Here is a 14,955-nt window from a genome sequence, read left to right on the forward strand (position 1 = left end):
CCATGATTGAACTTAAAGACGTCTCAAAAACCTTTACGCTGCACAATCAAGGCAGCGCGGTGATCGAAGTGATCAACGATGTCAGTTTTGCCGTTGCCTCAGGTGAATGCATTGCACTGACCGGGAATTCGGGTGCCGGGAAATCCACTCTGATGCGGATGATCTATGGCAACTATCTGACCCAGTCCGGCGAAATTCGGATTGGTGATGTGGATCTGGTGCAGGCCCAGCCGCGCGAGGTGATCGCCCTGCGACGCGACGTTCTGGGCTATGTCAGCCAGTTTTTGCGTGTGGTGCCGCGTGTGCCGACTCTTGACGTGGTGGCCGAGCCATTGCGCGCCGTTGGGGTCTCAGCCGAAGACGCGCAGGTCCGCGCCAAGGAACTGTTGTCTCAGCTTAATATCCCCGAACGGTTGTGGTCTTTGTCGCCCACGACCTTCTCGGGCGGGGAGCAACAGCGTGTGAACATTGCGCGCGGCTTTGCCCATACCTATCCCGCGATGCTTTTGGATGAGCCCACTGCCAGTCTGGATGCCGCCAACCGCGAGGTTGTATTGTCCTTGATCGAAGATGCGAAAGCGCGCGGGGCTGCCATCATCGGTATCTTCCATGACGAAGCCGCCCGCGATCGCGTCTGCGACCGCGAGATCGATGTCAGCCGTTTCACGCGGGGCCTAGCCGCATGAGTCAGGGCCGCCTTATCGCAGTTGTTGGCCCGTCCGGCGTTGGGAAGGACAGCGTGATGGCTGGGCTGCACGCCGCCATGCCCGCCATGCATCTGGTGCGGCGCGTAATAACCCGCGCGCCGGAACTGGGGGGCGAGGATTATGATGCCGTGTCCGTCCCCACATTCGATGCGATGGTCGGGCGCGACGCATTTGCGGTGCATTGGGGCGCGCATGGGTTGTTCTATGGGATCCCCCACGCGATCACTGATCAGCTTGCGGCAGGTACGGATTGCCTTGCCAATTTCTCGCGCAAGGCATTGGGCGAGGCTGCGCAGATCTTTCCGCGCTTCCTGGTGCTGAACATCACCGCAAAGCCCGAAACCTTGGCGATACGTCTGGCAGCACGCGGACGCGAGACACAAGACGAGATCGCCAAGAGGTTAGCACAGGCGGATAAGCCTTTACCATCGGGGCTAGACGTCATCCATTTGTCCAATGATGGCGCGCTGCACGACACGATCGCGCGCGGCGTGGCGTTGCTTCAGCCGGAAAGCGTGTAACGATGCAGAAGCTCGAACCGCCCATCTTCCCGCTCACCGCACAGGGCAATCTGGTCGATGGCGAAGGGTGTGGGCAATGCGGGCAGATGCTGGCGCACCGCGTCGGACCAGTGGGCTATGCTGTCCTCGGGCAGTTTGCCAGTCAGGGTCAGGTGAAACTTGAACTCGTCCATTACATAGGGATAGCCCCATTGCAGCAGATAGGCCTCTTGCGCCGATGTAAGGCCAGCCGCGCGGCGACGTGCCAGCTCGCCCGCTGGGGCAGGGGCGCGAAACGGGTCCAGCGCGCGGACACAGCCTGCTGCAACATCCCGCAGCCCGGCCAGATCACCGCGTGGCGTCAACGCCAGAAAGCGGCCAATCGTCGTCAGTTCCAACCCATCACAATGGGCCGGGCGCAGCGTGGCCGACAGATTTGCGGTCGCCTGTATCAGCCCCTCGACCGAGGCACCTTCGGCCAGCCGAAACGGCGGTTTCAGGGTGCCGTGGAAACCATATTTCTGGGGTGTCATGGTTATGTCATGCAAACCGGGCACATCGGGCTGGGCCACGTCGCATCCCAAGATCACATCCCAACCCAACCAGGTCGCGCCGAACGTCGCCAGCGGCCCATCGGGCGGAACGAAATAAATAGCAAAGCGAGAGTATGACATGAATTCCCCTTTCTCTGCGGCCTCTTTTACAGACGCATGTGACATTCATATGTCAGGTGACCTTTGCCTTGCCAATGCACAACTGGTGCTAACCGATCAGGTGGTCACCGGGGCCGTCACCATCGAACAGGGTGTAATCACTGAAATTGCCGAAGGCGGTGACGTGCCAGTCGGTGCTGTGGATTGCGCTGGCGATTTTGTATTGCCCGGTCTGATCGAGTTGCACACCGACAATGTTGAACGCCATATGGAGCCCCGCCCCGAGGTCGATTGGCCCCATTTCCCGGCGCTTGTTGCCCATGATGCCGAGCTTGCATCCACCGGTATCACAACGGTTTTCGATGCGATGCGTGTGGGTTCAATTCATAGCGGCAAAGGGCGCTATATCGATTATGCCCGCCAACTGGCCAATGAGCTTCTGGAAGCCCGCGCCAAAGGCTTGTTCAAGATCAGCCACTTCCTCCATCTACGCGCCGAGATCTGCTCGGAAACGCTGTTGGAAGAGCTGGCCAATTTCGGGCCCGAAGACAGAATCGGAATCGTCAGCCTGATGGACCACACGCCGGGCCAACGCCAGTTCCGCGACCTTGGTGCGCTGAAAGCCTATGTAGCGAAGAAACGTGGCATGAGCGATGCCGAGTTCATTGATCATGTCGAAAACCTAAAAGACCTGCAAAGCCGTTTTGGTGTCAAACACGAAGAGGGCGCCGTGGTCGAAGCAAAACGCCTTGGCGCAGTGCTGGCCAGCCATGATGACACAACCGCCGATCACGTGGTGAAATCTGCGGCGAACGGCGTGGGCTTTGCCGAATTCCCCACCACGCTTGAAGCGGCCGAGGCCTGCCACGCCCATGGCATCGCAGTGATGATGGGCGGCCCGAACCTGATCCGGGGCGGTTCGCACTCCGGCAATGTTGCCGCGAAAGAGCTGGCCGAGGCAAACCTGCTGGACATCGTGTCGTCGGACTATGTGCCGTCCTCGCTTCTGATGTCGGCCTTCTATCTGGCGCGTCTCTGGGACGACTTGCCCCGCGCCATCGCGACCGTCACGCGCAATCCCGCGCAGGCGACGGATCTGACTGATCGCGGCGTTCTGCAAGCCGGGTATCGCGGCGATGTCCTGCGCGTGCGACTATGCGGAGACACGCCGTTGCTGCGTGGTGTCTGGAGTCAGGGCAATAAGGTCGGCTAACGACTGTTAGCGGTGGGGGTGGATGACCCCGCCGCCGATAGGGTGAGTTTGCTTATCCGGCGTAGCGGGATCTTACGATTTCGATACGTTCTGGGCGCAAAATCAGGCCACCTGTGCGTTTTCATTGCCATTGACGTGATGATAGGAACTGAACCTAAAAACACCGTATTTTCACGGCTGAAACTCTGATGTGTCCGGGAAGCTCAGAGTGACTTTCAACCCCTTCTGATCTGGACCTTCCGACAATGTCAGCACTGCGCCGTGAAGCTCGCTAATGGCGCGCACAAGCGACAGGCCCAGTCCGAAACCTTCACCCTGCCGGCTGTCGTGAAGTTGATATAAAGGCTCAAGCACCTTCTCTTGTTCGGCAACTGGAATACCCGGCCCCTGATCCGAGACCGATACTTCATTTCCAAGAATGGCGAGCGTTATGGTCTGGCCTTCGGGCCCGTATCGCAGTGCATTCTGGAGCAAGTTCGCAAACAGTTGCAAAAGCAAATCCCGGTCGCCGGATATCTGGGCAGGTTCGGATACTGACACAGATAGTTTATTCCCAGCGTCCTCAACGACCGGACCAAAGGTTTCCTCGACAGACTGGATCACTTTGGCGAGGTCCAGATCTGCAAACGCCTCTCGTCTCGTACCGCTTTCGATCCGAGAAATACGTAGCAAAGCATCAAAGGTCCCGACAATGCGGTCGATCTGTTCCAAAGCAGCTTCAATTGCATTGGGACTGACAACATCATTCTTTTCGGTCAGGGCGATATATTGAGTTTCGATCAACGCTCTCAATCGCGCAAGAGGAGTACGTAGATCGTGGGCAATATTTGAGGATTGCACGCGTATCTGTTCGATTGTTCGTTCCAGCCGTTGGGACGTAATGTCAATCCGATTTGCCAGCAGGCTGAGGTCATCTTGCTGATCAGGAAGATTGATGCGGGCGCCTAGATTTCCACGCGCAACTTCGGCCAATCCATCACTGATCGCATCAAGTCGTAATTGATTGCGTCGCCCGATAAGAAGTCCTGTCAAGAGCGCTGCGATGAGCGAGCCCAGCAGTGCAACCTGCAAGCCAGCCAGCAATACATCTAGCAGCTCGTCCTGTCGCTCGACATTCTCAGAAATTATGATGCGACCATGGTCCGTTGTTTGTAGAAGGTGTCGATAGTCAGGCGCGAACGGGCTACCCGCATGGCGCTCGAAGAAGCCATCTGGCCGGGCCTTCACATCGATGTCGAAAGGGAGACTTCCGTATCTTATCTGGCTATCGATCATAACTGCGATGGACTGGCCAATTCCCGGAGAGGGCAGAGTGCTATTGCTTTCCAGAGTCTCAATGGTTGCGGTCATCTGGGCGGCAAGCCTAGCATCCACCATGCGGTAGATTTCGCGCATCACCAGAAAATAGGTCGCCGCCCATGTGACCGTGGAAATTAACGCGAATACAGCCAGAAGGCCAAGCGCCTGACGGATAGCGGATTGCCGAAGGAAGCCCTTACGCTGACTCAAAAACATAGCCCGAGCCTCGGATGGTGCGAATAACGGTATCCCCAAAGGGCTTTTCGATCTTTGCGCGCAGACGGCTGATATGGGTCTCAACAACGCTGCTTGTTGGGTCGAAATTCATACTCCAAACGCGCTCTAACAGCATCGTACGAGTCTGCACCCGGCCTTTCGAACGGACGAACACTTCCAGCAACAGAAACTCTTTGGGATTCAAGTCAACGGCTTGCCCCTGGCGCGTGCAGATGCGTTTGTGAAGGTCAATTGTAATATCCCCGGCTTCCAGAAGTGCACTTTCCTTTTCTGAACTGCTGCGGCGTCTGGTGACTGCTTCAATCCGCGCACTGAGTTCACTAAAAGCAAAGGGCTTTACCAGATAGTCGTCTCCGCCAGCCTGAAGCCCTTCAACGCGGTTTTCGATCTCCCCCAGTGCTGTTAGAAAAATCGCTGGGGCTGTCACCTTGGCCTGCCGTAGGGCTTTCAGTACCGACAGGCCATCGAGGCCGGGAACCATACGGTCAAGGATCAGTGCGTCATAGGGCTGGGTGGTCGCGGCGATCAGTGCATCCTTGCCATCAGCAAAAAGGTCTACCACGTGGCCTGCTTCGTTTAGCCCCTGTTCGATCCAAGGACCGAGCGTTGTATCATCTTCAAGAACCAACAAGCGCATTTGTTTGCCCTTCCTGCCTGGTTACCAGCTGCTGGGTGGCATTTCGAACTGGTTTGCCGATCTTAAGCAGTTTGGTCAATCCATATGTCTGAAAGCCAGTATGCCCGTTGTGAACATGTTTCTGCATGCTGGTGTTTTGCACACGAAAATCACACTGCGTTAGAAGTATCGCTTATGCCCGAGACGATACTATTGATTTGAATGCCGCGCCAAGCGCCGCAAAAAAGGTGATCTCCCAGCCTTTTTGCGAGCATTTGGCGCGGCTTTTTTCATTTCTGACCTCAGTCTTCGTCTTCGAACGTTACGGTATAGCTCGGCTCACCACAGTTTTCGCAAAGCACATTCTTTACGTTTTCATGTGCGACGACGGAATTGATCCATTCAAGAACTGGTGTGCCATCTGACTGGTAGGTGTACAGGCGATCCAGCACATATGGCTTACCATTGTTTTGCAGCGAGTGATTCAGGATGCCGTCGTAGAACCCTCCGATAATGTTCTCGGCCTCACCGCCTGCGGTGTATGTGCGGAAGTTGCTGACGTTGTCGTTAATGTATGTCTGAGCCGTTTTGATCCGTGCAAACACATTCGGTTCATCTACTCCCAAAGCCTGTAGGAAATATGCTTGGGTATAGTCATGTGCGATGTTGAGTTGGTGGAAGTTGATGTCAGGATTGAGTTGTGCTGCTCGAACATAGATATCTTCAAATGACAGTTTCCCATCCGCCAGGCTTTCGAAGCCTTTTACCTGCTTGAACACGTTTCTGGTTCCCCAGTTTTCGAAGGCTAGATCAAGCTCGTCGTCAACCCTGTACCCGCCGGCACCGTCGGCAACGTGAGATACTTTGGCGTTCTCATATCGTTGGGCAATAATGTGTGTATAGAGCGGCGAAGGAATAGCTCCAGCACTCCATCCCATAATTGTGATATCCTTGGCATCTGGGAATGTGCTTTGTGCCCATTCAATTCCCGCCATCGCGTTCCCAAAGCCCTTGTGCAGAACCTGGTATTCTTTGGAAGAACCGTCTTCGACTTGGGTCTGGTATGTAATGGTGTTGTCACCCAAGGAAACATCACCATTACATGTTGGCAGGACAATGAAACTATAGTCTGACAGCGGGTTTTGCGGGTTGTTCAGGTCAAAAATGCCGCCATCTTCAGTAGGATCCCCCTCCAAAGTGGAGTTCGCTTCATAGTTGGAATATTCGTTTTCTTGGTCACAACTACCTCCGCTCCAACACGCGCCGCCACCGGGAAAGATCACAGCAAGTTTGCTGGGGTTGGCTGCGCGAGCCCAGAACGAATAGTCCGATCCGTCAGCGCAACCCGGTGCGTTTGTAGGAATGATGTTGCGCCATTCGCTTGATTGCGCCCATACCGCTGACGTGCTGGTAAGCATTACCGTAAGTGCAATAGCGGTTGTGCGAGCTGGAGTTTGAGAAATGTTTATCACTGCTGTGTCCTTTCGGGGGGGTGGTTATTGGGGGATGGAGCCGCAGGTCTTAGTCCCAGAGACATAACGAAGAGGTGTGGTGTCGCACGTCACGCATGCACAGCCCCATCGCCAGTCTGGGACGCGCCAAGCGGTGCGGACAGAACGCCCGCATCTGGGGGCAAGGGGACGACCCGTGCGAGATGCAGTGGCGAAAAGCCCGCGTTGGTAAGTAAGAACTTGACTTGCATGGAAGATACCCGCGGCTCCTGAGTGGTGATGAGCACTATATCGGGACCAATTCTCACATCTTCCTGTGGTCTGGCTTACATTTTTGTAAGCTTGCATTCAGGAGGCGGTGGCAGGCGTGATGTTCAGACATTCAATCGCTTCAGGCGAAATGGTAGCCCAACGGTCAGCCACTATCAGGATGCGCCCATCTGTCTGAAAGTCAGCGAGCACACCGTCAGAAACAGCATCGCCCAACCCAGCGTATCCAACAACTTCGAACCGGTTGCTGTTTTCGATCTGCGGCGCCAGCAAATCCCGCGACAGATCCACACGCGGATCGATGTCATGCAAAAGCACGGGCAGCTGGCGATAATACTTGATAGCGAGTTCGTCATCCCGGCTGATTGCGCCAAATGAAACATCGTTACCAAAATCCCACCACCGGATGTGCTCACGTGTCTTGAGCGTTCCGGGCATCTGGAAGGCGCTGTTGGCTGGCTGACCGGATAGAAGCAGTTCGGACACGGGTGGAGTTTTATGGGCGAGCAACCTGACGAAGCTAACGATTGTAATTCTACTTCTTGAAAATGTGAGATTTTGGTGCCAGCCGAGATCGTCCATCAACTCGGCTCCGGAGGCCTTGGAAATCAGAATCACATTAACAGGCTGGGGTAAATGCAAACTGGTTTCACCGGGGTGCACAAGCAGGGGGTGATTGGGAATGTCACAGACCGACCGGATCACCGGGGCCGGGTGGATCGCTCTGCCGTGGGTATTAAGCACAAAGAAGTAGGCCACATTGCTAGCCAGAAACAATGCGATCGCCGCTCCAGCCGCCTTGAGTGCACGCATGAAATAGCCGGCTTCACTGCGCCGCCAAACATAGACGCTGCTGCCCAGCAACAGAATTAGAAGCACTATGGTTCCAATATGATCGGTCACGAATGGTGCAATTTGGGAAAAGCCCTGAAGACCCACCGCCCCAAGAAGGATAAACTGCCCAACGCCTATCAGCACACCGATTGCGGCGGCGGGTGCAAAGTGCGAGGCCTTCATAGACATGGAGCCAGCGAGGAATGGCGTCACCCATGCGGTCGGCCCAAGCAATCTGGATAAGATTACAAACGCTGCTCCACGCCGCTTCAGCGCGTCTTTGGCGCGACGCCAGGCACGACGACGTTTGAGCCGGTTCAGATAGCGCAAGGAAAGACGCGCCCCATAATGCCTTCCGATCGCATAGCTGGAAATGTCACCAGCCCATGCGCAGAACAGCACAATGAACGCGGGCCAGATCTGTCCATTTGCCGCCCAAACTGCACCCGCTGTCAGGAATGCTGCCTCGCCAAACACGAAAAAGCCTACTCCGATCAGTGTGTCGCAAAATGCCACAACCCCAAGCAGAAGATAGCCAGGAAAACTGGTTGCAAAGCCTAGAAGCTCGCCCATTGTTCAATTCTCAGCGGTAATGCCCAAAAGCGTAGGGAATTTCCTGATTGCGCAACTCACCGACGAAAAACCGCCGCACGTTTGCCCGCAAATATACCAACCCGGTGGTAAAGAAGCCATCCTGCTGTAACCGGCGAGGATCAAAACGGAATTTTGGCTCCAGAACCGCGACTTTTCGCTTCTCGATGTGGTGCGCTTTAAGCACGTAGTTGCAGTCCTCACAAAGATTCAACTGCTCGTCAAAGCCTCCGATCTGTCGGTGCATACTTGGCGTGGAAAACAGGCAAGCGCCAATCGCAGTTGGAAAGAAGCGCGAAGTTGCGCGTATCCCTGCATTGAATAATGCGAAGCCGATCCGATAATGCAAACCCAAACCTTCTGCTGACATGCAGACCACGCCAACTTCGGCAGCACTCTGATCCAGACTTTGGACGGCCCGTTCAAGGAACTCGGGCGAGAGGCGCGTGTCGGCATCCAAGAAAAGCAGTCGTTTGCCTCGTGCAAGGTTGGCTCCCACATTGCGCCCTAGGCTGACGCCCCGCTTCTTCATTTCGACAATCCGATAGTTAGCGAAGAAGGCTGAAGCTTCTCGGGATCGTGCAAGGGTCTCGTCGTCACTGTTGCTATCCACATGGATGACTTCGAAATTCACCCAAGATTGAGCAGCAAGATCCTCCAGTAGAAACGGCAAACGCTGTTGCTCGTTCAACGTAATGATGATGATAGAAAGGGCTGGTTCCGTCATGATGGTTTCCTGTGCGTTTCGAGAGAACCCAACGGTCTCTCCAGTCAAGAACCAACAAATGAGATCAACCTCAAAACTGCATTACCTCTGTATTACAGTTTTGTATGATTTCCCTGACAGAGGGGGTTGATAGCCGAGTATAGTGGTGATCATTTTTCTTGTTTTGCAGACTGAGGCGAGGTCCAGTGCTATCAGTCCTGATCAACCCGCGGCTGCAACTTCATGAAGCGGATCAACGCTTCCTCCTTCGTGGCGGCACCTAGCTTTAACCGGGCATTTTTGACGTATAATCGGATGCTTGCTTCGCTTAGGCCAAGTTGGCCCGCGATCGCCTTGGGGCGCAGCCCTTTGGCGATCAATTCAAGCACCTGGTACTCGCGCGCACTTAGTCGTCGACGGGGTGCTTTCCATGCGTCGGCACGACGCAGACTTTCGATCTTGCGATGGGCAATCTGGCAGAAGGCTTGCAACTGGTCCGCAAGCGGCATCACGCTGCGCTCGAAATCATGCCGTTTCATGTCATTGCCAAACAAAAAACCGCCATGCTGTCCTGACCCTACCAGACAGCACGGTATGCCCAGCCCGATGGTCCAGTTATATCGTGCCATCTCGGCAACATAGGTGCGGGTATAGTCATCGATGAAATCCCGATGTTGTTCCAAAAACTCGATGCCCAGCTTGGTGGGTTCAAACGTGGCACAGCAATATGACACAAAGGGTTCGCGAAAGGCGGGATTTTGAACCTCATCCTTGGGCCAATCTTCGGGCAAGTTGGACAGGATAAACCAGTTGGGAACAGGGCCGTCATCGCGAATGATGTAAAGGGCGTGCTGGATGCCGTGACGGGACATCGCGTCAACAATGATGTGCCACAGCTTGTCCAGCGACCCTGTGATCTCAAGCTTATAGGCGGCTTCCAGTAAATCTCGGTTCATTCATTTTTGATATATCAATTTTGATAAATTGCCAATCGGGGCGGTGATCCTGATCATTTCGGGAAAATTCTTGAGGAGTCATATAGGTATGGCATTTGTGACGAGTGCGCGCCGCTGGGGCGCGGGGGCAATGCTCGGCGCTTTGGTGGCGTCTGCCGGGACGGTGCAGGCGCAGGACGATCTGATGGTGGTTTTCGATGCGTCCGGGTCCATGTGGGGACAGGTCGGCGGACAAGCCAAGATCGAAATTGCACGGTCTGTTTTCGCGGACATCTCTGGGGATTGGCTGGGCTCGGGCCAGTCGGTTGGCTTGATCGCTTATGGCCATCGTCGCAAAGGGGATTGTTCGGACATCGAAATGCTCAGCCCGCCGTCCACCGGCGCCACCGCTGGCTTGGCCGGGATCGTGCAGGGGCTTTCCCCGCGCGGCAAGACGCCGTTGACGCAGGCCGTGCGCATGGCGGCGGAAGAGCTGAAATACACAGAAAACGCGGCGACCGTCGTTTTGCTGACGGATGGGAAAGAGACCTGCAATCTGGACCCTTGTGCCGTAGGTGCCGAGTTGGAGCAGTTGGGCGTTAACTTCACCGCTCATGTCGTCGGGTTCGATATTCGCGAACAGGCAGAGAAGGCGCAGCTTCAATGTCTGGCGCAGGCGACGGGTGGGCGCTACGTCGATGCGCGCGACGCCAAATCTTTGGCGGACGCTCTGAGCAGTGTTTCAGGTGCGCCAGACGAGCCCACGGGAACTTTACCTGTTCGGCTCACACTTACCATGGCTGCTGGCACTGTACGGCCAGCCTCTGTGACACTTGGCGCCCGGAACGCAGAAACTGGCGAAATGATCGAGCTGGCAAAGCTTGACGGTGCAGATCAGGTGATCTCGGGCGTGAATGTCAACCTTCCTGCCGGTGTCTGGGCGTTCACCGCTAATGGCGACGGCGGCAACGGCGAGATCAAGGTCGCGCTGTCCGAGGCCACTGAAGAAATCGCCATTCCCTTCAAGGCAAACAACGGGTTATTCGAACTGCAAGCTGAAGGGCCGTTCCTGACAGATGGCACGATTTCGGTACAGGTACGCAGTTTGACGACATTGCAACAGAATGCGACCTATAATGTGATGCTCTTCATTGGTGGCGCGACGGAGTTTGACCAACACATCACCTACAGCTATCGCTTCGGATTTGATGACGAAACGACCGAGCATAACTTCTTCCCGTGGGAATACGGTCTGCCTGCAGGTGAGTACGAAATCCTTGTGTTGCAAGACGGCACCTATGATTTGAGTGAGAACCTTGGACGGATTTCGGTGGAGCTGTTTGAAACGGGGGCCGATCTCCAGCCAAGCGAAGACGCTGCGGATGCTGCGTCGAGTGCGCAGTCTCAGCCTTCGATTGCACAACTTGTGGACCCCGTAAGGGCCGGTATGAGCGGTGCGTTGCTGGTCAGTGGCCCATTCTGGGCGAATGACGAGGTGCTGTTCATCGGCCTGGACGGTCAAGAGACACAGTCATCTTTGATTACAGATGATGGATCTGTTCTGGTCCCGCCGGGGCTTGAGGGCGGCGTCTATCGGTTGGAGCTTTACCGCGAAGACGGCAGCAGGCACCATCTTGAAGTGGTCGACATCCTGCCCCAAGATCCGCAATCTACGGTTTCTGCCGAGGACCAATTCGAAGACACCGGCGCGATGTTGAGTCCCGAGGAACTGGCCGCCGAAAATGGCGGGCAAGAGATCCCGTTTTCCGTCTGGAAAGCTTGTGACGGCGATATCCCGTGTCGTGTGCTGGACAAGCGCGTTGGCTTGGAATGGGCGCTGCCTTTGGATTGGATCAGCGAAGAGCCGTTTTACTATGTCACTGCCGCCGGTGCACAAGCAGAGTACCCCACCGTACACATGGCACGCGCTCGCAACGGCGCCATGTTGGTTGCCTTGAACCCGCGCCAGTGGGATACGCAAACAGGCCCATGCGAGGACGTTCCACAAGGGATGCTGTGCCGAGATGAAACCGAAGTGGTGCGCGATCTTGCAGATTATGCGCTGATTAGGGACAGCCTGCTGGGTGTATTCCCTTCTGCATTGGGCGATCTTCCTTTGGGGCGCAGCTGGACCATCGAGGACAAGGCGCTGGGGCAGCAGATCGGCCTGCTGAAGTTCGAGCAACCCGAGGAACGTGCAGCCAACGTGAAGGCGCTTTTAAAGCTTTCGGATTCCGTGCTGTTGGGGATCAGCGACAGTCCGATTGTCGAAGCCGAGCTTGCGCTGAATTGGGGAGACGACGCAAAAATCGGATACATCGATGGGACATTCGATGTGAACGGCGTAAGCATTGCGCTGTCGCTTTCGCGGCCCAGCGGCTGGGATGGGACGTCCAACCAATGGTCAGGACAGATCCTCAACATGAAAAGCAACCGTGGCGCGATTGTCAGGTATTACTAAGGGGATGGATATGAAGACGTTTCGAACCGGTATTATATGCGTTTTCGTGCTCCCGGGCTTGGCGCAGTCTGAAGAGCTGCCGCTATACGTCAACCAAGATGGAGAGTTGAGCTTTACGGGCGATATGCTGTCCGAAGCGCAGATTGCCGACTTGCTTGGGGGGCAGGACGTGGTGGATGCCTTTGGTCAGCCAGTCATGATTGTAAAGGACGCGAAAAGCGGCGCGACGTCTGCCTCGTACATTTCTCCGGAAATTTACGAACTTGCGCAGACCCCCATGGGAGACGGCGTGATCGAGAACAAACATGATGGCCTGATCTTTGAGGAACACGAAGGCACAGATTTGCGCGAGGATCTCGAGTTCTCGGAAGACGAAGGGACGGATGTGCGCCATGACTTGGACGTCTCAGAGGATGAGGGAGCCGACGCCGGTGACGATCTGACATTCATCCAAGCCGAGGCATTGGTGGTGTCGAAGGGCTTCGAAGGCCCGGCCGATTTCTATGCGCAAGCAGGTCTTAAGGCCCACGTTCCGCAAGACGGCACGTGGGTAATCCACATTGATAGCTCAAACGCTGTCGGTTGCCCGCCCGGTATCGCCGAGGTGGCCGCGTCGCAAGTGGTGCATTCCGGCGTGACACAGATCCGTTTTAGCGCCCCGCACTGGCGCCCGGCGGATATCAACAGCGATTACGCCCGTTTCGTGTGGACCCCTGTCGGGCGCAATGGATATTTCGCCGAGCCGTTCTCAACCGGTGTCGATGCCGCCGGGTCTGGCTTGGCGCTTAGCGTAACCATGGCGCTGTCTGCTTCCTCTGACATGCAAATCAACATCTGGTCGCGGGTGCTGCTTAAGTTGGCTCCGGCCATGGCTGCCATTGCTGGAGGGTCGGAAACCTGCACCGCCACAATAACCGGACGGTACGTCAGAAGCTAAGGTGTGACAATGGCGGCATGGACGATGGACTTGGCGCTGTCGCAGGTGCTGTTGCTGTTACCTGAAACGAAGAATGGAACGTTGGTCTGACGGTCAGAAAAGAGCCTTTGGCTCGGATCCTGACGATTGGTCGGGGCGCATGAGCAGGCGTTGTCGCGCAGATCATCAATGGGCCGTGGGCACTTGGAGTAGATCGTGCGGGTTCAAGGTTGGTCGCTGTGATCAGACAAGGGTTTCTGGCTTGGCGGGGTATGGAATGGCGGTTTTGCGGAGTGCGCGTCATAGTGTGCTGGCTGGTACTTTCCCAGACCCGCGCTGGGGTCGCGGTGGAGGCCCGGCGATGGCGAAAGACAAATCCCCTGATACTTGTAACTGCGGACGATGTGGCCGATCTGGCCGGTGTGTCGCGTTGGACCGTCAATCGCGCGTTCAAGAAAGAGGCCTCGATTTCCGATAAGGCGCGCGACAAGATCATGCGGGCGGCCAGTTTAGCGTCTGATCGGTCAAACCTCGTTGCGCTTTCGGTCGATGATTTCGCCAATCCACATAAGTTGGTGATGCTGGAACGCCTGACGCGTATTTTGCGCAGGCATGGCTGGGACACTCTCCTTGTGAACACTTTGAACAGCGAAGATGTTTCGGCCGCATTGCTGAATGCCAGTCAACGGCGCTTAGATGTTGCTGTGCTGATTGGCAGTGGATGTGACGACAAAGCGCTGAAGACGGCGCTGGGCTCGCGTCGTTTGAGAAAGCTGATTGTCTTTGCACGGATGTCCGAGAACGCGAATACGATCTCGATTCGTTGTGACGATCATTTGGCAATGACCGAAATGACGGATCATGTGATTGCCAAGGGATATAAGAGGCCGCTGTTCGTCGCGGGACCTCAGACGCGGTCCGCACATCTGCTGCGCAAAGAGGCGTTCCTAGAACGGTGGCATCAGGTCAAGGGGGTCGAGCCTGCTTTTATATCGGCCAACAGTTACGATCCCGAAAAGGCCTATGCGCTGATCAACGAGCATTTCACCAAGATTGGCCCAGATGATCGACCGGACATTTTGGTTTGCGAGAATGATGCCATCGCAATGGGGGCTTATGACGCGCTGCGTCATGGTTTGGGGTTGCGGGTTCCCGAGGACGTTACTCTGACTGGTTTCGATGACACGCCACAGGCCGCCAGTCCGCAATATCAGTTGACGACCTATCACCAGCCGATCTCGGAAATGGTAGAGGGGTTGGTGCAAACCCTGAAAGGCGAGACCAAGCTACGAGGTTTGCAAAAACTTTCTGGCCAGCTGGTTGTACGGGATAGCGCCTAGAGTAGGTTGGGCGCGTCGCAAACGACGACCGTTATTCACCTTTGGGTGAGCGTTTTATGTCAGTAGAGCGCTAGACTTGGCGGGCCAATAGGTCTGTCAGAACATGCCAAGTGCGTGTTCAGGGATTTCGGTGCACACGCAGCACGTGTGGAGGGCGCTGCTGGCGCGTGCAATATCATCGAAAGTTCAGGCTGAGTTTGCGTAAGGGCACCTGATAGAATCACCC

Annotated in this window: 13 protein-coding genes; 6 read left to right on the forward strand and 7 right to left on the reverse strand. The window is 55.7% G+C overall.

Going from position 1 to position 14,955, the window contains the following annotated elements:
* The first annotated feature begins 2 nt into the window (after positions 1 to 2).
* Both phnL and phnN read left to right on the forward strand, forming a co-directional pair.
* Positions 3 to 686 carry a phosphonate C-P lyase system protein PhnL gene (phnL, locus tag FIL88_RS11240; protein WP_142853966.1) on the forward strand — a complete coding sequence of 228 codons (684 nt, stop codon included), beginning with the start codon at positions 3 to 5 and terminating at the stop codon, positions 684 to 686.
* Positions 683 to 1,228, forward strand: coding sequence for a phosphonate metabolism protein/1,5-bisphosphokinase (PRPP-forming) PhnN (gene phnN / locus FIL88_RS11245; protein ID WP_142853967.1), 546 nt, complete (start codon positions 683 to 685; stop codon positions 1,226 to 1,228). Before phnL ends, phnN begins: the two co-directional genes overlap by 4 nt.
* Here the strand turns inward: phnN and FIL88_RS11250 are convergent.
* Positions 1,210 to 1,881, reverse strand: a complete 672-nt coding sequence (locus FIL88_RS11250; protein WP_142853968.1) for a DUF1045 domain-containing protein — start codon at positions 1,879 to 1,881, stop codon at positions 1,210 to 1,212. The genes phnN and FIL88_RS11250 overlap by 19 nt on opposite strands.
* 49 nt (positions 1,882 to 1,930) lie before the next feature.
* On the opposite strand from FIL88_RS11250, the gene FIL88_RS11255 reads away from it, so the two are divergent.
* The gene (locus tag FIL88_RS11255; RefSeq protein ID WP_142853969.1) at positions 1,931 to 3,073 is read left to right on the forward strand and encodes an alpha-D-ribose 1-methylphosphonate 5-triphosphate diphosphatase; all 1,143 of its coding nucleotides are present in this window, start codon (positions 1,931 to 1,933) and stop codon (positions 3,071 to 3,073) included.
* 171 nt (positions 3,074 to 3,244) lie between these two features.
* On the opposite strand, the gene FIL88_RS11260 is transcribed toward FIL88_RS11255, so the two are convergent.
* The 6 genes from FIL88_RS11260 to FIL88_RS11285 all read right to left on the reverse strand — a co-directional run bounded on the left by FIL88_RS11260 (position 3,245) and on the right by FIL88_RS11285 (position 10,033).
* On the reverse strand, positions 3,245 to 4,588 hold the full coding sequence (locus FIL88_RS11260; protein WP_142853970.1) for a sensor histidine kinase: 1,344 nt from the start codon (positions 4,586 to 4,588) through the stop codon (positions 3,245 to 3,247).
* A complete protein-coding gene (locus FIL88_RS11265) occupies positions 4,569 to 5,246 on the reverse strand; it encodes a response regulator transcription factor (RefSeq protein ID WP_142853971.1) in 678 nt (225 codons plus the stop codon). Before FIL88_RS11265 ends, FIL88_RS11260 begins: the two co-directional genes overlap by 20 nt.
* 281 nt (positions 5,247 to 5,527) lie before the next feature.
* On the reverse strand, positions 5,528 to 6,643 hold the full coding sequence (locus FIL88_RS11270) for a hypothetical protein (RefSeq protein ID WP_221931145.1): 1,116 nt from the start codon (positions 6,641 to 6,643) through the stop codon (positions 5,528 to 5,530).
* A 381-nt stretch (positions 6,644 to 7,024) separates the two neighbouring features.
* A complete protein-coding gene (locus tag FIL88_RS11275) occupies positions 7,025 to 8,257 on the reverse strand; it encodes an LssY C-terminal domain-containing protein (RefSeq protein ID WP_185960918.1) in 1,233 nt (410 codons plus the stop codon).
* 106 nt (positions 8,258 to 8,363) lie between these two features.
* Positions 8,364 to 9,098, reverse strand: a complete 735-nt coding sequence (locus tag FIL88_RS11280; protein WP_142853974.1) for a glycosyltransferase — start codon at positions 9,096 to 9,098, stop codon at positions 8,364 to 8,366.
* Between the two features lie 191 nt (positions 9,099 to 9,289).
* Positions 9,290 to 10,033, reverse strand: coding sequence for a helix-turn-helix transcriptional regulator (locus tag FIL88_RS11285; protein ID WP_142853975.1), 744 nt, complete (start codon positions 10,031 to 10,033; stop codon positions 9,290 to 9,292).
* 88 nt (positions 10,034 to 10,121) lie between these two features.
* Here FIL88_RS11285 and FIL88_RS11290 point away from each other — a divergent pair, with 88 nt between their 5' ends.
* The 3 genes from FIL88_RS11290 (at position 10,122) to FIL88_RS11300 (ending at position 14,729) form a co-directional block, all read left to right on the forward strand.
* Positions 10,122 to 12,473 carry a vWA domain-containing protein gene (locus FIL88_RS11290; RefSeq protein ID WP_142853976.1) on the forward strand — a complete coding sequence of 784 codons (2,352 nt, stop codon included), beginning with the start codon at positions 10,122 to 10,124 and terminating at the stop codon, positions 12,471 to 12,473.
* Positions 12,474 to 12,483: 10 nt separating this feature from the next.
* The gene (locus FIL88_RS11295) at positions 12,484 to 13,410 is read left to right on the forward strand and encodes a hypothetical protein (RefSeq protein ID WP_142853977.1); all 927 of its coding nucleotides are present in this window, start codon (positions 12,484 to 12,486) and stop codon (positions 13,408 to 13,410) included.
* 383 nt (positions 13,411 to 13,793) lie between these two features.
* Entirely contained in the window at positions 13,794 to 14,729 is a 936-nt protein-coding gene (locus FIL88_RS11300; RefSeq protein WP_246066692.1) for a LacI family DNA-binding transcriptional regulator, read from the forward strand.
* Positions 14,730 to 14,955: the final 226 nt, after the last annotated feature.

The organism is Aliiroseovarius halocynthiae (genome assembly GCF_007004645.1).
Taxonomy (GTDB): domain Bacteria; phylum Pseudomonadota; class Alphaproteobacteria; order Rhodobacterales; family Rhodobacteraceae; genus Aliiroseovarius; species Aliiroseovarius halocynthiae.

Excerpts from the sequence above, each read along its gene's own strand:
- phnL (WP_142853966.1), top strand. The coding sequence starts at position 3 with ATGATTGAACTTAAAGACGTCTCAAAAACCTTTACGCTGCACAATCAA.
- phnN (WP_142853967.1), top strand. The coding sequence starts at position 683 with ATGAGTCAGGGCCGCCTTATCGCAGTTGTTGGCCCGTCCGGCGTTGGG.
- FIL88_RS11250 (WP_142853968.1), bottom strand. The coding sequence starts at position 1,881 with ATGTCATACTCTCGCTTTGCTATTTATTTCGTTCCGCCCGATGGGCCG.
- FIL88_RS11255 (WP_142853969.1), top strand. The coding sequence starts at position 1,931 with ATGTCAGGTGACCTTTGCCTTGCCAATGCACAACTGGTGCTAACCGAT.
- FIL88_RS11260 (WP_142853970.1), bottom strand. The coding sequence starts at position 4,588 with ATGTTTTTGAGTCAGCGTAAGGGCTTCCTTCGGCAATCCGCTATCCGT.
- FIL88_RS11265 (WP_142853971.1), bottom strand. The coding sequence starts at position 5,246 with ATGCGCTTGTTGGTTCTTGAAGATGATACAACGCTCGGTCCTTGGATC.
- FIL88_RS11270 (WP_221931145.1), bottom strand. The coding sequence starts at position 6,643 with ATGCTTACCAGCACGTCAGCGGTATGGGCGCAATCAAGCGAATGGCGC.
- FIL88_RS11280 (WP_142853974.1), bottom strand. The coding sequence starts at position 9,098 with ATGACGGAACCAGCCCTTTCTATCATCATCATTACGTTGAACGAGCAA.
- FIL88_RS11285 (WP_142853975.1), bottom strand. The coding sequence starts at position 10,033 with ATGAACCGAGATTTACTGGAAGCCGCCTATAAGCTTGAGATCACAGGG.
- FIL88_RS11290 (WP_142853976.1), top strand. The coding sequence starts at position 10,122 with ATGGCATTTGTGACGAGTGCGCGCCGCTGGGGCGCGGGGGCAATGCTC.
- FIL88_RS11295 (WP_142853977.1), top strand. The coding sequence starts at position 12,484 with ATGAAGACGTTTCGAACCGGTATTATATGCGTTTTCGTGCTCCCGGGC.